Here is a 19,585-nt window from a genome sequence, read left to right on the forward strand (position 1 = left end):
TTATGGGGATGATTGGACAGTATATACTCGTTACAGATGAGGAATTAAGTAAAATCAAAAATAAAGAGTTGGATATTTATTTTAAAGAATCCGATTTAGATATTGATAAATCATGGCAGTTACTTCATTTTATACTATGTGGGGAAATTGGCGGAGGCGAACCACCTCTTGGACATGTCGTACCCTTAAATGATTCCATCATAGATAACGATTCGCTCGGTACGTTTTACCTTACAGCTAGTCAAGTAGAAGAAGCATATTCTGCAATAAAAGATTTAAGTAAATCTGATTTCAACAACATGTACAACTTTCAAGAATTAATGGACGAGCAACTTTATCCACTTGTTGAAGATGATGATTCTGATGAAATATTCGAATATACTTATAGTTATTTTTTAGAAATTAAAGATTTATATAAGCAAGCTGTTTCAAACAAGCAATGTACAATCTTTTTTATTATCTAAATAGAAATAAAAAAACGGATCCTCTCTTTTACGAGAAGATCCGTTTTTTATTAAAGTGAAATATTATCCTAATTTCACTTGATTTTCTTCTTCAATTTTTGCTAATGCGATTGCTACTTGCTCTTCTGTTAATTCATGTTCTTTTACATAACGATTGCGTGGATGTACACGGCATTCATGAGAACATGCACGTAAATATTTCGCTTCATTTTCTTCAGAACATAAGATTTGTTTGTTACATTCTGGGTTTGCACAATTTACATAGCGCTCACACGGTTCATTTGTAAAGTGATCTTTACCAACGATAACATGTTCTTTTTGGTTCACTGGCACACCAATACGTTCATCGAATACGTAACATTGTCCATCCCATAGTTCCCCTTGTACTTCAGGGTCTTTTCCGTATGTTACAATCCCGCCATGAAGCTGACTTACATCTTCAAAACCTTCCTTGACTAACCAGCCAGAAAATTTCTCACAGCGAATACCACCTGTACAATACGTTAAAATCTTTTTGCCTTCGAACATTTCTTTATTTTCATCAATCCAATCTGGTAATTCACGGAATGATTTAATATCAGGTTTAATTGCGCCTCTAAAATGGCCTAAATCAAATTCATAATCATTTCTCGCATCAATGATAACTGTATTTTCTTCTTGCATTGCTTCATAAAACTCTTTTGGCTCAAGATACTTACCTGTCGTTTCTTTCGGATTGATATCATCTTCTAAACGAAGTGTAACAAGCTCTGGACGAGAACGTACGTGCATTTTTTTGAACGCATGCTCATCTGCCTCATCTACTTTAAAAACGATTCCAGCAAAACGTGGGTCGTTCTTCATTGCTTCCATATATTTCTCTGTTTGTTGGACAGTACCTGAAGCAGTTCCGTTGATTCCCTCTTCTGCAACAAGAATTCTTCCTTTTAATTCAAGTGAATTACAAAATTCTAAATGCTGAGCAGCAAATTCTTCAGGATTCTCAATTGTAGTGTACATATAGTACAGCAACACTCTATATGGCTTTGTATTTAACATTTTATTTTTACCACCTATCTAATTCAATATTTTAAAATCATGTATAAGTTAACGATCATATCGGAACATATAAGAATAAGAAAGAATTTGTTAACGATTGTTCAAATAACTTTCCCCTATTTACAATATTTTCCCAGAAGTTAACGCAAATGAAAAACGAGATTACATAACAAACCAATACGGCTGTAATGTAATCCCAATATATTATATAACATACAAATGGATTTCCAGCAATTAATATGCTATGTGCTATATTTTACAATTTTAAAAACTGCTTTTCCATTCCATATTATGCGTCACCTCTGAATGGGCGCTTTCTGCGGGAGTCGCCACTCTCCGTTCCGTGTGTTAAAGTTGATCCATTTTCAAAAAATCAACCCCATGTTACGGTGATGGACCTTTCTCCTCCAAAAGTTACAATTCTATATTATTTATTTTTGTTATATAGCTATTTCTAGCACACCTTTTATTGTATACAGTCATATAATTTGCATTAAGGAAACATTTATGCTCAAATAAAAATATCAACTAAATCATCTAAATATATTGAATTAGACAAGAAGAATAAATACAATAATTGCAGCAAGTTAAGAAACTAAAGGGGAAAACTACTATGAATAAAGATATAACAAAAGATGAACACGTCCCTTCTCAAAGCACAACTGTTCAATCTGCTCATCTAGCTCTAAGCGGCGAGACAAAAGGGTTTAAAAAATTATTACCTTTTCTCGGACCTGCTTTTATCGCATCCGTTGCTTATATTGATCCAGGGAATTTCGCTACAAATATTGCAGCAGGATCACAATACGGTTATTTATTACTTTGGGTGATTCTAGCTTCCAATTTAATGGCTGTATTAATTCAGTCTCTATCAGCAAAACTTGGTATTGCTACTGGAAAGAACCTTCCTGAAGTCGCTCGTGAACATTTTTCAAAACCTGTTTCAATTGGATTATGGATACAAGGCGAACTCGTTATTATGGCTACTGATTTAGCTGAATTTATCGGTGCTGCTTTAGGATTATATTTACTGTTCGGTATTCCAATGTTACCGGCTGCCTTAATTACCGCAGTTGGATCATTCATTATTCTTGAATTTCAACGCAGGGGCTTCCGCCCATTAGAAGCTATTATTACAGGAATGGTCTTTATCGTCGTTGTTGCATTTGGTGTACAAGTATTTTATGCCAAACCAGAACTGAGTCCTCTTCTTTCAGGACTATTTATTCCTAAATTTCAAGGTGTAGATAGTATTTTACTTGCAGCTGGAATTTTAGGTGCAACAGTCATGCCACATGCGATTTATTTACATTCCGCTTTAACCCAGCGCCGCGTAGTCGGAACAACAGATGAACAGCGCAAAAAGATTTTTCGCTTTGAATTCATTGATATCATTATTGCAATGGTGATTGCTGGAGCAATTAACGCAAGTATGCTAATCGTAGCAGCTGCCTTGTTCTTCAAAAATGGATTACATGTTGAAGACTTAGACGTTGCTTTTCATGAATTTAGCAATTTAGTTGGGCCTGCATCAGCAAGTCTCTTCGGAATTGGCTTGTTAGCTGCAGGCTTATCTAGTTCTTCTGTCGGTACAATGTCTGGTGATATTATTATGCAAGGATTTATCCGCATGCATATTCCGTTATATGTAAGACGGTTTATTACAATGATTCCGCCTCTTGTTATTATCGCTTTAGGTGTGAACCCAACTTACGCTCTTGTTATGAGTCAAGTCGTATTATCATTTGGTATCGCATTTGCACTAGTACCTCTTATTATGTTTACAAGTAGTAAAAAGATTATGGGCGTGCTCGTAAATCATCGTATTACAAGCGCAATTGCTTGGTTAATTGCTGGGCTCGTTATCGCTTTAAATATTTTCTTACTGTATCAGACATTTAGTGGGAAATAATAAAAAGGCATGTGATACAAAACTATAAAGAGAAACATAGTAATCTGACCAGGTGGGCTCGTATAAAAAGGTGAATGAAATTTTATCAGCGATTTTTCAAATATATCGATCGTTTCTCATCATATATCGGCGATTCGACAAAGGATATCGACTAACTAACAAAATACGACAAAAACAAGAGCTCACTAGTTCTTCTTTCCCAACACGCTAAAGAATGTGATCCATATTTGTATCACATTCTTTTTATTTCATTTAGGTGAAATGACATCCCCTATTGGTGACTCTTTACCGTCCTTCAAATGGCCCCATCCATTTGGCATAGCCGTGCCCTCTATCTCTCGAAAATACAACGGTAAACCTTCCGAAAGAAACATGCTCGTCTTAGATGGATCTTGTCGTTGATGTACTTCAATTAATTGAACAATATCCGCGTCATCATCTACGATTAATATAGACTGTTGTTTCATAACCCATCCTCTTCCATGATCATTTGAAATATATTCCATAAAACTATATTAACATGTAGCAAAAGAGAATCATCATTTCTTTTTAGCCCGTTTCTTTACTTTAACTAAAAAAAGAGCTAATGCTTCTATATCAAGCAATTAGCTCTTTTCCATCTCAGTATTTCTACTTTTCAGCTATAAAAGCATGTTTATACGTGTACACACCGCCAAATTGATGCTTCTCAATGCCCTTTATATGCTTCTTTTGTATATATGATGAGCCAGTATGATAAAGCGGAGCAATTGCAGCATCTTCCAATACGATTTGTTCCGCTTCTTGTAAGGCTTTCCACCTTTTCTGTTGGTCTAATACAATATCATATTTTGCTTGCTTGATAAGATCGTCATAATAAGAATTCGAGTACTCCATCCTATTATTCGGATTATCTGTCGTAAATACTTCTAAGTAACTTATCGGGTCTTTATAATCTGGCCCCCATACTACCATAGATATATCATATTGTCCTGTTTGTTCTAGCTGTAATTTTTGCTTAAATGGTTGCTGTTTAATTTGCACTGTTAAACCTTGTAAATGCTTTTCTAAATCTCCTTTTATGTATTCAGCTATACGTTTCGCATTATCTTGTTCAAAGGTTAAGAATTCTACTGTGACACTTTCCGTGCCAAGCTCTTTTTTCGCATCTTCCCAAAGTGTTTTTGCTTTTGGTAAATCATAGTTAGCGATATTTCCATTTTCCTTTCGAAAATCTTTTCCATTTGTTTCATTCGTATATCCTCTCGGTATAAGACCTTGCGCAGGAGCTGCCCCATTGTTCATAAAATGACTTACAAACGCTTCTTTATTTAGTGCTAAAGAAATAGATTGACGAAGTTTTTTATTTGCTAGTGAAACATTTTTTTCGTTAAATCGAAGCATCGCTACGGCAGACTCATTTGATACATGTAGCTCTTTATTATTTTTGTATCGTTCTACAAATGTAGAATTTAGCGGCACACGGTCAAGAGTGCCAGATTCATATAAATTTACAGCTGCCATTGTATCTTTTACAATATGGAAGTTTATTTCATCTAACTTTACTTTTTCCTTATCCCAATATGCACTATTTTTCTTTAATTGAAACTCTTGTTCATGCTCCCATTTCTCTAATACAAATGCGCCATTGTATATAAGGTGATTCGGCTCTAAAGCATACCGACTCCCTTGTTCCTTCACAAATGATTCGGACTGCGGTAAATAAATAGGTAATGCTAATAATTGCAGGAAATATGGGACAGGATTCTCTAATTGTACTTCTAACGTATAATTATCTAATGCTTTTACACCTAACTGATCAGCAACCAATGTACCTTTATTTATTTCCTTTGCATTCTTTATATCAAATAGCATGTATGCATATTGAGATACCGTTTCAGGACTCAATGTCCGTTTCCAAGAAAAAATAAAATCATGTGCTGTTACTAATTCCCCATTTGACCATTTTGCGTCTTTACGCAAATGGAATATATACTTTTTCCCATCCTCGCTTTTCTCAAATGACTTCGCCACACCAGGTATGGGCTTATCTTGATCATCTAGCACATACAATCCTTCAAATATATTTTGCATCACATGTGATGATGTACCATCCATCGCTTTCGCTGTATCAAGAGAAGGGATTTCCTCTGATACTGTTACGTTTAACACTTGTTTCCCATCCTCTTTATTAACTTTATTTGCTGTACTACTACAAGCCGATAAAATCAAAGGTACGATAAGTGTAATTACTAGTAAGCGGCTTTTTTTCTGCTTCATGCATGTTTCTCCTTAAATTCAAATAATTTTATAAAACGTTTTATATTATAACAGAAAGGCTAGTATAAAGGCGTGATATTCTATCTACTATTTATTCATTTCACATAAAATTCACAAAAAAAACGCTCTCCTCATGTATTCCATTAAAAAGGATAGCGTTTTTTATTAATTTTTCCATTTCAATTACATCTTCAATCCTCGTTTATAGCGACTCGCTTCAAAAATAATTCGTTCCTCATCCAATGTTTTACATTCACCGTCCCACACAATGCGCTGCCCGTTAATGACAACATCTGATACGTCTTTTCCACTCGCAGCATAAACAAGGTGTGACAACACTTCTTCTGCTGGCTGTAAGTGCGGCTTATTAGATGGATCAATTGTAATAAAGTCAGCACACTTTCCTACCTCAAGTGAACCCGTTTGTTTCATTCCAATGACTTCTGCTGCTCCTTTTGTCGCCAGTAGAAGAGCCGTTTCAACAGGTAAGGCAGTTGCATCTTTATGAATTCCTTTTTGCAATAACGTTGCAACGCGTAGTTCTTCAAACATATCTAAATTATTGTTAGATGCAACGCTATCTGTTGCAATACCAACTTTAATTCCAGCTTCTAACATCGCCTTAACATTCGCTATACCAGATCCTAATTTTAAATTGCTATTTGGATTGTGTGCTACACGAACATCATGCTCTGCTAAGAAAGTACGCTCATATTCGTTTAACACAACACCATGAGCAATCACTGTCGGTCTCTTAAATAAACCACAGCTCGCTGCATATTCTACGGGACGTTTGCCATATTGCGCTTCAATATCATGTACTTCACGTTCTGTTTCTGAAAGATGAATATGAACCATCGTCTGATTTTCCACCGCAATTCTCGCACACTCTTCTAACATTTCAGTAGAGCATGTATATGGACTATGAGGTGCAACCATCGTTGTTAACATGCCGTTTTCACTATAATAGCGTTTTACATATTTTTCAGCATCTTGAATCGCTTTCTTTTCATCCTCTTTCGTTCCAAAACTAAATAAAGTTCTTGAAACGGCCGCTCGCATTCCACTATTACGAACCGCTTCCATAATCGCGTCTTGGTCTACACCAATTGGATTGAACATATCAGAAAATGTTGTCGTCCCGCTTTTCACCATTTCTAATAAACCAAGTTCTGTACTAGCAACCGCAAGCTCTGGCGTAAATTGCCCCTCAAGTGGCCAAATTCTCGTTTCAAGCCACGGCTGTAACAACATGTCATCACCAATGCCACGTAAAAGGCTCATCACAACATGTGTATGTGTATTCACAAGACCTGGTAATACCCATTTCCCTTTCAGATCCACTACTTCATCTACTTGATTTTCATTAGAGAATTCACCATTTTTCACTTCTATAATTTTACCATCTTCTACAATGATATATCCGTTTTGTAACACTTCATTCTGTTCATTTAAAGTTGCAATCGTAGCGCTTACATAAGCTGTTTTCAAAAGTATTTCTCCTCTCAACTCTATGAAGTCTATTCCCTTTAATAAGTTACCACCATTATAGTAACTTATTAAACATGAAGAGTCAAAAGATAATTTATATATAAATCCAAATTAAAAAACGAACATCAAACCATTCTTTTTAGATGGATGAGAGCATCCGGCCGATTGTAGTAGCGGTCAGTTCCCTTTTTTAGCCCCATGCCATGTAAAAACAAACAGAAGAAATAAGTGGGGATTTCCTTTTGTTTTCATAACCGCAATTTAGATGTTAGAAAATCAAACTGGATAGCTGTACATACTTTTTGTTTTAAAACATCATATTGTTTTTCATTGGTATCCACAAATGCTTCTTCTCGATTAGAAGGAATATTCATATATGTTATTCAAAAAAAAAAATTGCGATGCTGTAAAATCATATCGTTTACCATCTATCACATTATAAAAATGCCAAGCCTCTCTAATTATCAACGATATCCCTCCATTCGCCATCAGTAAAAAGCGGTCTCGTAAATCTCTCTTCGCTTTGCTATATTCATTAAAGATTGCATAACCCCTCTGGAAAGCACAAATTAGCCGGTATATTTGAATCTAATTCAAGCAAAATATTTAATCATTCTAATTTAAGATAAATTGTTAGGAATAATTATTGAGGTAATAAGCGGCGTTTCTTATGAAGAAGTTCTAAAAAGGGTGATTGACATTTACTAGATCTGACAATAAAAAATTTTAACACCGTTCAAAAATTTGAACTGCGTTAAAGTTTTTTTGAAGTGAAGATTTAATCGGTGAGGGGTTTTCCTCCTCTCGTAACAAGACAAGTATCAAAACTCATTTAATTTACCTTCGCTCCATAACACCTTACCACAGCAACTGCCTGCTCAATATCCAACTTTACATTTTTCAAATCAAATGCTCTAAAGTCAATTCTATCAACGATTGCTCCTCTTAAATCTGCACCAGCTAGCTTTGCTTTCCCGAATTGCACACCTGTCAAATCAGCATCACGTAAATCTGTTTTTTCTAAATTACATTCATACAAGTCAGCTTCAACTAAGCGAATCCCTTTTAACTTTTGTTTACTTAAATTCACGAATCTTAAATTTGTATATGACCAATCACCCGCTACAATTGTTATCCCATCTAAATTCGCCTCTTCAAAATCAGACCCTGTCATTTTACATTCTTCAAACTTAGAAACAAATAAATTTGCTCCAGAAAAATTACAATTAGCAAAAGTAGTTCCTTGATGGATAGACGCATTAAAAAGAACACCTGTAAAGTCACATTCTATAAAATTACAATTTTGCGTTACAATCTCTGATGCATCTACACCTCTGAAACGGCATTTAATGAATGTACAATTTTTTAATTCCTCTTCTTTTATAACAATATCTCGAAAGTCTATTTCTACATACTCTGTATCTACAAACTGCATCTACCTGAACCTCCACTTTCCCAAAAAGAAGCCTCACTCCACGTGGAAGTGAGATGTCTTTTTATACATTATGCTCATGTAACCAATTAATCAAATCCTGGAACACTTCATTTCTATTCACTTCATGAAACATTTCATGCCTTCCATTTTCATACAAACGAAGCGTTACATCTTTTACACCGCATTTCTTATACATATCATACACTTCTCTTACACCTTTTCCCATATCTCCCACTGGATCACGATCACCAGAAAAAATATGTATTGGAAGGTCTTTAGGCGTTTTTTTATATTCCTCTAGTTTATTCACTTCTAGCACACCGCTAAATAATTCACGATAAAAACTCGTTGAGCAAATAAAACCACATAATGGATCTTCTATATATCTATCAACTTGGTTTGTATCTGAAGATAGCCAATCAAACTTTGTCCGATTTGGTTTAAAATGCGAATTAAAATTCCCAAAGGATAAAAAGTTCAACAGCGGACTTTTCGTTTTCACGCCGCGAAGCTTCATTTCAATCGTTGCCACTTTGTGACCTACTACACCTAAAAACCCAGGATTTCCACCCGTTCCAGAAATGAGAAATCCATCATATAACTCACCACGAAGCTGCACTGCACGTCTTGATAAAAAAGAACCCATACTATGTCCTAATAAAAAAAGCGAGCTAGTGTGCTGCTTTCGAATATATTCCGATACAAAAATCACGTCAGAGACAGCTTGATCCCAGCCAACATTCGGTTCAAAATGACCATAATCTTCTTCCTGCTTTGCTGTTTTCCCATGTCCCCTATGATCATGCGCATACACACCATATCCAGCTTTCAACAAAGCATCAATGCATTCTGTATAAACCCCAGCATGTTCCGTCATACCATGTGCAATCTGTACAATTCCGCGAGGTTCACTTTCCGGCAACCACTTACGCAAATAAATTTCCGATCCATCAAGTGCCGTAACAAAGCTTTCCTGTATGTTCATTTTCACACCCTCCAAATCCATTATGTATCTCTTTATAAAATGAATGAGTATTCATTATTCTTACTATGTATTATATGCAATTGCTTCAGTTATGACAAACACGGTATTTTGTATTCATCAAATAATTTTCTTGACGAAAATTAAATAAAATTATATAGTTACTTACATAAAGTAATTAATATATTTAAGGGGGTTTCACCTATGATGCCATCATTATTTTTAGCACACGGTTCGCCAATGCTTGCTATTCAAGATACAGACTATACACGTTTTTTAAAAACGCTTGGAGACACATATAAACCGAAAGCGATTGTTATTTTTACAGCACACTGGGAAAGTGAAGTATTAACCATTTCATCTTCTGATGATGAATATGAAACAATTTATGACTTCGGCGGTTTCCCTCCCGAATTATACGAAATACAATATAAAGCAAAAGGCTCTTCAGCTATTGCAACGATGCTCGAAACAAAATTTAAAAATAAAGAAATTCCAGTTCACAAAAATACAACGCGAGGATTAGATCACGGTTCATGGACATTATTACATCGTATGTATCCAAAAGCTAATATACCTGTCGTTCAAATATCCGTAAATCCATTCCTTTCTGCAAAAGAACAATATGAAATTGGACAAGCAATTAGTGAGCTTGGACAAGAGGATATTTTAGTAATCGGCAGCGGTGTTACTGTGCATAATTTACGTGCACTCAAATGGGATCAAACAACACCTGAACAATGGGCTGTCGAGTTTGATGATTGGATTATAAACCATATGCAAAATGGCGATAGAGATTCCTTGTTCAATTGGGAAACCGCTGCTCCTCATGCACATTTAGCCGTTCCAAGAGCAGAGCATTTTGTCCCTCTTTTCATTGCGATGGGGAGCGGGAATACTGCTGGGAAAGTAATTCACCGTAGTTATGAACTTGGAACATTAAGCTATCTTTGCTTTCAGTTTTAATTGATTTAAAATAAAAAGGATGAAGCGCCGTTCGCTCCATCCTTTTTATTCAATATTCACAACCTACATATTTCATATAGTTAACTAACTTCCAAATGCTCTTTTTCTGATAATTCCGCGCTTTTACTATTAAAATATACCCAAATACAAGCTATGAATAAAAGCAATGATGTAGAGAGAAATACATATTGAAATCCGGCATGTGCGGCAATTTGGCCACCGAGTACTGGTCCAATCATATTTCCTAAAAACTGAAAGGATTGATTATAACCAAAGATACGTCCAGTTACATGATGTGGTGTATGCTGTTTCAGTAGAGTTTGTACGGAAGGTAACAATCCCGCTTGTGCAATTCCTAATAGAAAACGTAATATTAATAATTGCCATGCAGCCGTTACAAATGCTTGTGGGATAAAAACAATTCCTGCAACGAACAATGCTACAACTAAAGTTTTTTGAGGTCCAATATGATCTGATAATCTTCCTAGTTTAGGAGCTGCTAAAACGACTGCTAAACCTGTCGCAGACATGACTGCTCCTGCAATCATCTCAATATGATCTGTATGGGGACCCGCCAAATGTTTTACATATAACGTAATAATAGGCTGTATTGACATATTGGCAAGCTGAATCATAAAAGTTGCTACAAACAAGCTCATAACAAAATGTTTTGCTGGAACCATCATCCATACTTTATTTGGTTGCTCTTTTCTCGCTTGAACAGATCGATTCGATTCGTGTAAGAAGAAAAAAACAATTAAAAATGAAAGAAATAAAAAAGCACCCGTAACTAAAAATACGTGACGCATTCCAATTAATTCAGTTAAATACCCACCGAGCATGGGTCCAAGTAATGAACCACTTACACCACCTGTTGATATAGTAGAAATCGCCCAACCTGAATGTTCTTTCGGTGTTTCTGCTGCAATAAATGTCACTGCAGTCGAAAGAAAACCTGACACTGCCCCCATTAAAAAACGAAGTGCGACTAATTGATATACATTTGTCACAAATCCCATCAGCGTCATAATAATTGCCATACCAAGACTCGCACGAATCAGCATCAATTTCCGGCCATGTATATCACCGAGTTTCCCCCATATTGGTGATACAATTGCACCCATTAGAAACGTTACACCGAACGCGATTCCTGACCACTGTGCAATTTCAGATGTCCCCGTTACTCCTAAATCCTCAATATAAAAGGATAAGAACGGTATGACTAAACTCATACCCGCGGCAGTAGTAAAACAACCAAGCCAACAAATCATTAAATTTCTTTTCCAGCTGGCCATTTTTGCACCTTCTTTCTTAAATACCCATTCTACACCCTTCCTTCAAAAAAGTTTAGTAATATGATTTTAAACAAATTGAGTTCCTCCATCTTCGCTTCATTTTAAGGAGGAAGCTTATTAGTAAAATAATAAAATGCATAATCAATAAGGATCATGCTCCCATTAATTATGCATTTTATTCCATTTACCGCTTTATATTAGGAATTAACTGCGCATTACACATTCTTTCATAAAATTCAATCGGACCTGCTTGACCAATCACTGCATATTCATAACCAATTTGCTTCATTTCAGCCAAGCATCGATGTAATAGTTCTTTTCCCATACCTTTTACACGATTATTTTTTGCAATTCCCATTGGTCCAAACAGTCCTTTTTTTCCTCTTACAATATCATAACAAGCAAAACCACTCATCTTTTCATTTTGCTTCGCGATATAAATTGGCAGTTCTTTATATTCTTGAAAACCTTTATTCACGGTTTTAACCCATCTTTCCCCAAATTCAAACATAACAAATTGCAGAAGTTCTTCTAAATCAGATTGAACAGCTCGTCTAACATGGCAAACGGCGTATTTCGTACTTGCTGGTATTTCATAACTATTCAAATTTACAATCATATCTCTTGGTACTGAAACAATCTGTAAAATACTTTGTTTCATACCTTCGTCTATTAGACTTGCAATTGTCTCATCTTGCTGAAGGATCACGCTTAAAATATGTCCTTCATTCACATATATTTGATTAAATCTTTCCATCTTACGTTTAGCTACATGTAATACTTCCATCGTCTGATAAGACACTTTATATCCCTGTACTTCTATATATCTTCTATCTCGAAATCCCGTCTGTTGTAATTGTACAAATTTCGTTACAAAATCTATCCCGATATTATGAAATAAATACATATATAACTCACTACAAACACCCGTTCCTTCTTTATACGCTCCAATAAATAAATCTAACGGGCGAATGATATCCTCATTCTCTTTACATTCTTTGCTTGCAATTTGAAACATTCTATGTACTCGTTTTGTGAACTGGAATTCTCGCATATGTAGTCTCCTTTTTATAGTAACTGTTTCAATACCGTTTTGAGCTATTTAACCTAATTAAACATACAAATTATATCCATACATAATAGACACAATTATTCCAACTACAAGTATCCCTGGCAATAAGTTTGCCACTTTAATTTTAATAACACCAAGCAAATTTAATCCGATTGCAAAAATCATAATCCCGCCAGTTGCAGTCATTTCAACGATAAACTGGTTCATTAGCCCCTCTGGTACAAAGCCATTAATTTGCGTCGCGAAAATTGCAATACTTCCCTCATATAACAAAACTGGTATTGCTGAAAATAGTACACCAATTCCGAGCGTTGTCGTTAAAATAAGCGAAATGAACCCATCAATAATTGCTTTTGTAAATAGCACATCATGATTTCCACGAATACCGCTATCTAAAGCTCCAAGTATCCCCATTGCTCCGATAGCAAAAATTAATGTAGCTGTTACAAATCCGATAGAGATACTACCTTCCCCTTTTGAACCCACCTTTTTTTCTAACCAATCTCCTAAACTTTTTAACTTTTCTTCAAGCTTTAACCATTCTCCAACCACTGCGCCAATGACAAGACTGATAATTACAACAAGAAAGTTTTCACTTTTCAATCCCATTTGAAGGCCAAGCACAGTAACAGCTAAACCGATTGTATGCATAACTGTCCCCTTCATACTTTCTGGAATATTGCTCAATAATTTACCTAATATAGTACCAATTATGATACAAATCCCATTCACTACTGCTCCTAATATAACCATTATTCCTTCTCCATCCTCTTCAATCATTATTTTTTAATTTTTATATCTACCATACAACAAAACACAAAAGTTTTAACGGGATTTTCAAAACTACATAAGTAAAATTGACTTATGTATTGTATTTTTTCATCGTTTCATGTTACCGTAATATTGCAAGATTATGAGATGCATACTTCAGTCATTTTCATAATCTTTGATAGTCTCCGCTCACCATACATACCATACATACCATTTCTAGCATCCATAGACTCCTGGGCGTTTACTACTTTTGTTACATATTATATACACTTTAATTAGTAGAGCTTCCTCTCTTGCTAATTATTCGTTCTCACCAATCTTCTTTGCTTATTAAATTTTTAGGTAGAGAAAACAGGATAAAAATCAAAAAGGAAAGATAGTTATGACAACTTTATTTAAACGATTTATTTTAATAGTAATTCTTATTACACCGATTGTTTTATTGGTAAATAATTCCTTTACATCAAAAAACAAAACCACAACCGGAGTAGAAAAGAAAAAAGAAGATCCTGAAATTACACTTACTTTCTCTGGTGATACAATGTTTGATCGGCAATTACGCCCGGTTATTCAAAAAAACGGAGCTGGTTATCCATTCCAACATGTAAAAGATGAAATAACAAAAGCTGATATTTCCTTTATCAACTTAGAATCCGCCTTTACAACCCGTGAGAAAAAAATCTCTGGGCAACCATTTTGGATTAAAAGCGACCCTTCAACATTGCAAGCGATTAAAGATACAGGATACGATATTGTAAATATCGGTAACAACCATACACTTGATTATGGACAAGATGGGCTGCTAGATACGATATCTTATGTCGAAAAACTAAAGCTCCCTTATATTGGCGCCGGTAAAAATGAAACTGATGCATATACTGCAAAAGAAATCACTGTAAAGGGTAAAAAGGTTAAATTTCTGTCCTTTGTACGCTTTATGCCTAATTTTACTTGGATAGCAGAGAAAGATAAGCCAGGTGTTGCAAATGGATATGATATCAATCTAGTAACAAAAACAATTCAAGAACAAAAGAAAAACGCTGATTATCTCATTGTGTATATGCATTGGGGTGTTGAAAAATCAAATAGACCTGTAGACTATCAAAAACAATATGTACCGAAAATCGTCGAGGCTGGTGCTGACGCGATTGTTGGAAGTCATCCACCAAGATTACAAGGATTTGAATACTATAACAACGTCCCTGTCGCTTATTCGTTAGGAAACTTCTTATTCCCTAACTATGTAAAAGGAAAAGGTGCTGAAACAGGTATATTAACCCTTACCTTTAAAGGAAAAAATGTACAAATGTCATTTAACCCTTATATCATGCGTAATGATCAAATTTCACCAGCCACTCCTGAGGAAAAGAAAAAAACATTACAATATTTACAAACCATTTCAACTAATGTAGAAATTGATGAGACTGGAATCATTAAAAACAAACAAAGTTAAAAAAAGGAAGCTTTTTAATGAAAAGCTTCCTTTTTGTCTATTAGATTAGCAAATCAAACAGAACAGGATTTTTGTTTAGCTCCATAAATTGAATATTATTTTCTTGAAAACGAGTAATCAACGCTTCATAATCTTCTTTATGTTTAAGCTCCACCCCAACAAGTGCAGGCCCATTTTCTTTATTGTGTTTTTTAATATACTCAAAACGAGTGATGTCGTCCTCTGGTCCTAAACCTTGATCAAGAAATTCTCGCAACGCCCCTGAGCGCTGCGGAAATTCAATGATAAAATAATGTTTTAACCCTTCATAAATAAGAGAACGTTCTTTCATTTCTTGCATTCTATCAATATCGTTGTTGCCACCACTTAACGTACAAACAACAGTTTTCCCTTTAATTTCATCTTTATAAAAGTCAAGTGCTGCAATAGAAAGGGCACCAGCTGGCTCCGCAACAATCGCATGTTTCTTATACAACTCTAAAATTGTTGTACAAATTTTCCCCTCAGGAATTAACACAATATCATCCAGTACTTCCTTACAAGTTTCAAAAGTTAATTTTCCAACTTTTTTTACTGCCGCCCCATCGACAAAACTATCGATTTTTTCTAGAGCGACGTTTTTATTTTGTAAAAAAGCTTCTTTCATCGATGCCGCTCCCTTCGGTTCTACACCGATTACTTTTGTTCCAGGACTTACTCCTTTTACATATGTACCAATACCTGATGCTAAGCCGCCTCCACCAATTGCCGTGAAAACATAGTCAACAGGTTTCTCCATATCATGTAATATTTCAACAGCGACTGTCCCTTGACCTGCGATTACATATGGATCATCAAATGGATGAACAAACGTCATCCTATTTTCCTCACAATAGCGCTGTGCTTCTTGGAAAGAGCTATCAAATGTATCTCCAACTAACACAATCTCCGCATAAACACCTCCAAAGAATTGTACTTGCGATACTTTTTGCTTAGGTGTTGTTGTTGGCATGAAAATTTTAGAGTGAATATTCAGTAGTCTACACGTGTATGCAACCCCTTGTGCATGATTACCAGCACTCGCACACACAACCCCATTTTGTAATTGCTCTTTTGACAAACTGTGAATTAAATTGTAGGCACCACGAATTTTGAACGAACGAATCACTTGTAAATCTTCCCGCTTTACATATACATCACATTCATACTTCTCAGATAAAATCGAATCCCGCTGAAGCGGTGTTTTATTGACGATATCCTTCATATGATTATGAGCGACAAGGATATCTTCAATTTTCACTCTCTCCCTTACATTTTGCACCATCTCGTATCATTCCTCATCTCTTTTTATATAAATTTAATTAAAATTTTGCATTTTCAATACTGCACCTGTGTTCGCCGATGTTACCATTTGTGCATAACGCCCAAGCCACCCTGTCTTTACTTTCAACTCTGGTTTTTTCCATTCTTTTCGGCGTTTTTCTAATTCTTCATCACTTACTCTCACCTCAAGTAAACGCTCTTCTACATCAATACATACAATATCACCGTGTTCTAGAAGAGCGATCTCCCCGCCAGCAGCAGCCTCTGGTGAAATATGCCCTACCGAAATGCCCCGTGATGCGCCTGAAAACCGGCCATCCGTTAATAGTGCAACATCTGCACCTAATCCCATCCCTGCAATCGCTGAGGTTGGAGCTAACATTTCCGGCATACCGGGTCCACCTCTTGGCCCTTCATAACGAATCACAACAACATCTCCTTTTTTTACTTTACCTAACATAATTCCCGCAAGTGCTTCATCTTGCGATTCAAAAATAACACATGGTCCTTCAAAACGTTTTACTTCTGTTGCACCACTTTTAATAACAGCACCATCTTTGGCTAGGTTTCCTTTTAATATACGCAATCCCCCTTCTTCACTATGAGGATTTTCAAGAGAATGGATAACTTCTTTATCCTGAATTTCTGCATGAGCAATATTTTCTCGTAGTGTCTGTCCAGTCGCTGTCATACGGTCCAGATGGAGTATGCCTTCTTTTCGACTTAACTCTTTTAAAATAGCACTAATGCCACCTGCACGATCGATATCTTCCATATGCCAATTAGAAGCTGGACTCACTTTACATAAATGGGGAACGCGCCTTGAAATGGCATCAATTCGGTTCATATCATAATCAAGCCCTGCTTCCTGCGCAATTGCTAGTGTATGTAATACTGTATTGGTTGATCCTCCCATCGCCATATCTAGCGCAAAAGCATCATCAATTGCTTCTTCTGTCACAATATCACGAGGTTTAATATCCCGTTCAATTAACACTTTTAATTTCTCAGCTGCTTGCTTAATGAGTTTCTCACGCCTTGAATCTGTTGCTAAAATACTACCGTTTCCAGGAAGCGCAAGGCCTAATACTTCGCACAAACAGTTCATTGAATTTGCAGTAAACATACCTGAACAAGAACCACAAGATGGACAACCATGATCTTCAATGTCCTTTAATTCCTCTTCTGAAATCTTCCCAGATTGATAAGCTCCTACTCCTTCAAAGACAGAGCTTAAGTCGACTACATCACCTTTTGATGTTTTTCCAGCTGCCATCGGTCCGCCTGAAACAAATACAGTCGGAATGTTAACACGTAATGCTGCCATCATCATCCCCGGTGTGATTTTGTCACAGTTTGGAATACAAATCATCCCATCAAACCAATGTGCATTTACTACTGTTTCCACCGAATCAGCAATGATTTCGCGGCTTGGGAGCGAATAACGCATACCGATATGCCCCATCGCAATCCCGTCATCTACCCCAATTGTATTAAACTCAAACGGAACCATTCCCGCTGCACGTACTGCTTCTTTTACAAGACGTCCAAATTCATTTAAATGTTTATGTCCTGGAATAATTTCGATAAAAGAATTACAAATCGCTACAAACGGCTTATCAAAATCCTCATCCTTTAAACCTGTAGCTTTTAATAAACTACGGTGTGGCGCTTTATCAAATCCCTTTTTAATCATGTCACTTCTCATTTTTCCAAATCCTTTCCTATTCATTTTTCCTTATTCATCGTCTAATATTTTCTAAAATAAAAACTCTCGCCCCAACAATCAATTACTACATCATAGTAGCTTTGATTGCTGAGGCGAGAGTTCCGCGTTACCACTCAGCTTCCTTATACTTCTCACGAAATATAAGCTCTGTAGGTCCTGTCAGACCATCGTCCATGTACCGGAGACGATACCGCCGCTCTCTACTCAGTTTCCCTTTCGCAAGCGATGCTCCAAGGTGATCTTCAATGATTCGATCGTTGCCACCCTCCCAGCCAAGAGGTAGCTCTCTGAAACTTTCATAATCATCTACTTTCCTCTTCTTTGCATATACCGTATATAAAAATAAATTGAAAAATAACATAAAACCATTCTTTTTAGGTGGGAGAGAGCATCCGGCCATGCCTAGAAGCGGTCAGCCCCTCTTCCTGCCCCATGCCAAGTTAAACCAAAGAGAGAAAATGAGTGTAGTTCACTTTTTGTTCTTCCTAGCAGCGGGTTATGTGTCGAAAAATCAAAATGGATTTATATATAAAAATCAGAAAATTCTTAATTAACAAGAAGTTATTACACGTATTATAGGACTTTGTTCTTTTCGTTGTCAATAAGTTTTTTGAAAATTAACATTCAAATTTTAGTTACATTATGATTTAAACTTATTAACGTTACATGAGTTACTGGAGCAAGCTACGGAATCATTCATGTTAGCGGTGATTCTTACTTCAAAAAACATATAGTTTTAAATCTTTTTTATTGCGCAATAAAACAATTTATATAATACTAGATAAAACATATCTATTTAGGAGGATTACAGCAATGACAGAAAAAACATACGAACTCGCAACCTTTGCAGGCGGCTGCTTTTGGTGCATGGTAAAACCATTTGATGAACTTCCAGGCATTCAAAAAGTCGTCTCTGGTTATGCGGGTGGCCACATCCCAAACCCAACATATGAACAAGTAAAGACTGGAACATCTGGACATTTAGAAGTCGTTCAAATTACATTCGCTCCTTCTATTTTTCCGTATCAAAAATTACTAGATTTATATTGGCCACAAATTGATCCAACTGATGATGGCGGACAATTTTTTGACCGCGGTCCATCCTATCGCACCGCAATTTTTTATCATAATGAAACGCAAAAAGAACTAGCTGAAAAATCAAAGCTAGCAATAGCAGAAAGTGGTATGTTTAAAGATCCAATCGTAACAGAGGTTCGTCCAGCCGCTCCTTTTTATGAAGCGGAAGAATACCATCAACATTTTTATAAAAAAAATCCTGAGAAATATGATCAAGAGCGGAAAGAATCTGGCCGGGAAGATTTCATTAAGGAAAATTGGAAACAGAAGGAATAAATGAACATCTTTAAGGCCTATGAAAAATTATTTCATAGGCCTTTTTTATATTTCAGTATAATC

General features: G+C 35.9%; 15 protein-coding genes, 2 pseudogenes and 1 other annotated feature. Of the genes and pseudogenes, 5 read left to right on the top strand and 12 right to left on the bottom strand.

The genetic code is table 11. The annotated features are described in order from the left end of the window. The first annotated feature begins 2 nt into the window (after positions 1 to 2). On the top strand, positions 3 to 464 hold the full coding sequence (locus tag ACX5JI_RS12225) for a YfbM family protein (protein ID WP_459501312.1): 462 nt from the start codon (positions 3 to 5) through the stop codon (positions 462 to 464). 63 nt (positions 465 to 527) lie between these two features. Here ACX5JI_RS12225 and trhO read toward each other — a convergent pair whose 3' ends face one another. Next, entirely contained in the window at positions 528 to 1,502 is a 975-nt protein-coding gene (gene trhO / locus ACX5JI_RS12230; protein WP_459501313.1) for an oxygen-dependent tRNA uridine(34) hydroxylase TrhO, read from the bottom strand. A gap of 613 nt (positions 1,503 to 2,115) precedes the next feature. On the opposite strand from trhO, the gene ACX5JI_RS12235 reads away from it, so the two are divergent. Further along, positions 2,116 to 3,414, top strand: a complete 1,299-nt coding sequence (locus ACX5JI_RS12235; RefSeq protein WP_459501314.1) for an Nramp family divalent metal transporter — start codon at positions 2,116 to 2,118, stop codon at positions 3,412 to 3,414. A 248-nt stretch (positions 3,415 to 3,662) separates the two neighbouring features. Here ACX5JI_RS12235 and ACX5JI_RS12240 read toward each other — a convergent pair. From ACX5JI_RS12240 to ACX5JI_RS12265, 6 genes and pseudogenes are all read right to left on the bottom strand, one after another. After that, a pseudogene (locus ACX5JI_RS12240) lies at positions 3,663 to 3,818 on the bottom strand (M23 family peptidase); the annotation flags it as partial. A gap of 226 nt (positions 3,819 to 4,044) precedes the next feature. After that, positions 4,045 to 5,673, bottom strand: coding sequence for a peptide ABC transporter substrate-binding protein (locus ACX5JI_RS12245; RefSeq protein ID WP_459501315.1), 1,629 nt, complete (start codon positions 5,671 to 5,673; stop codon positions 4,045 to 4,047). A gap of 183 nt (positions 5,674 to 5,856) precedes the next feature. Next, positions 5,857 to 7,182 carry a bifunctional S-methyl-5'-thioadenosine deaminase/S-adenosylhomocysteine deaminase gene (locus ACX5JI_RS12250; RefSeq protein ID WP_459501316.1) on the bottom strand — a complete coding sequence of 442 codons (1,326 nt, stop codon included), beginning with the start codon at positions 7,180 to 7,182 and terminating at the stop codon, positions 5,857 to 5,859. 230 nt (positions 7,183 to 7,412) lie between these two features. Then, positions 7,413 to 7,626, bottom strand: a pseudogene (locus ACX5JI_RS12255) (YunG family protein); the annotation flags it as partial. A 370-nt stretch (positions 7,627 to 7,996) separates the two neighbouring features. Next, positions 7,997 to 8,599, bottom strand: a complete 603-nt coding sequence (locus ACX5JI_RS12260; protein ID WP_459501317.1) for a pentapeptide repeat-containing protein — start codon at positions 8,597 to 8,599, stop codon at positions 7,997 to 7,999. 61 nt (positions 8,600 to 8,660) lie between these two features. Next, complete coding sequence (locus ACX5JI_RS12265) at positions 8,661 to 9,584, bottom strand: alpha/beta hydrolase (RefSeq protein WP_459501318.1); 924 nt, start codon at positions 9,582 to 9,584, stop codon at positions 8,661 to 8,663. Positions 9,585 to 9,785: 201 nt separating this feature from the next. Between ACX5JI_RS12265 and ACX5JI_RS12270 the strand changes: the two genes are divergently transcribed. Continuing rightward, positions 9,786 to 10,547 carry a DODA-type extradiol aromatic ring-opening family dioxygenase gene (locus ACX5JI_RS12270; protein ID WP_459501319.1) on the top strand — a complete coding sequence of 254 codons (762 nt, stop codon included), beginning with the start codon at positions 9,786 to 9,788 and terminating at the stop codon, positions 10,545 to 10,547. Positions 10,548 to 10,627: 80 nt separating this feature from the next. Here ACX5JI_RS12270 and ACX5JI_RS12275 read toward each other — a convergent pair whose 3' ends face one another. The 3 genes from ACX5JI_RS12275 to ACX5JI_RS12285 all read right to left on the bottom strand — a co-directional run bounded on the left by ACX5JI_RS12275 (position 10,628) and on the right by ACX5JI_RS12285 (position 13,667). Further along, positions 10,628 to 11,842, bottom strand: a complete 1,215-nt coding sequence (locus ACX5JI_RS12275) for a multidrug efflux MFS transporter (protein ID WP_459501320.1) — start codon at positions 11,840 to 11,842, stop codon at positions 10,628 to 10,630. Positions 11,843 to 12,026: 184 nt separating this feature from the next. Further along, positions 12,027 to 12,896 carry a GNAT family N-acetyltransferase gene (locus ACX5JI_RS12280; RefSeq protein WP_459501321.1) on the bottom strand — a complete coding sequence of 290 codons (870 nt, stop codon included), beginning with the start codon at positions 12,894 to 12,896 and terminating at the stop codon, positions 12,027 to 12,029. 57 nt (positions 12,897 to 12,953) lie between these two features. Beyond that, complete coding sequence (locus tag ACX5JI_RS12285) at positions 12,954 to 13,667, bottom strand: DUF554 domain-containing protein (protein WP_459501322.1); 714 nt, start codon at positions 13,665 to 13,667, stop codon at positions 12,954 to 12,956. A gap of 400 nt (positions 13,668 to 14,067) precedes the next feature. On the opposite strand from ACX5JI_RS12285, the gene ACX5JI_RS12290 reads away from it, so the two are divergent. Next, the gene (locus ACX5JI_RS12290; RefSeq protein ID WP_459501323.1) at positions 14,068 to 15,138 is read left to right on the top strand and encodes a CapA family protein; all 1,071 of its coding nucleotides are present in this window, start codon (positions 14,068 to 14,070) and stop codon (positions 15,136 to 15,138) included. Between the two features lie 40 nt (positions 15,139 to 15,178). Here the strand turns inward: ACX5JI_RS12290 and ilvA are convergent, their stop codons facing one another. Beyond that, the gene (gene ilvA / locus ACX5JI_RS12295; protein WP_459501324.1) at positions 15,179 to 16,441 is read right to left on the bottom strand and encodes a threonine ammonia-lyase IlvA; all 1,263 of its coding nucleotides are present in this window, start codon (positions 16,439 to 16,441) and stop codon (positions 15,179 to 15,181) included. 33 nt (positions 16,442 to 16,474) lie between these two features. Beyond that, entirely contained in the window at positions 16,475 to 18,148 is a 1,674-nt protein-coding gene (gene ilvD / locus ACX5JI_RS12300) for a dihydroxy-acid dehydratase (RefSeq protein ID WP_459501325.1), read from the bottom strand. 106 nt (positions 18,149 to 18,254) lie between these two features. Continuing rightward, positions 18,255 to 18,500 (bottom strand) — a binding site (T-box leader). 482 nt (positions 18,501 to 18,982) lie between these two features. Between ilvD and msrA the strand changes: the two genes are divergently transcribed. Beyond that, positions 18,983 to 19,522 (top strand): peptide-methionine (S)-S-oxide reductase MsrA, encoded by a 540-nt coding sequence (gene msrA, locus ACX5JI_RS12305; RefSeq protein WP_459501326.1) that lies wholly within the window; start codon positions 18,983 to 18,985, stop codon positions 19,520 to 19,522. The last annotated feature ends 63 nt before the right edge of the window (positions 19,523 to 19,585 follow it).

Source organism: Bacillus sp. C1 (assembly GCF_054570475.1).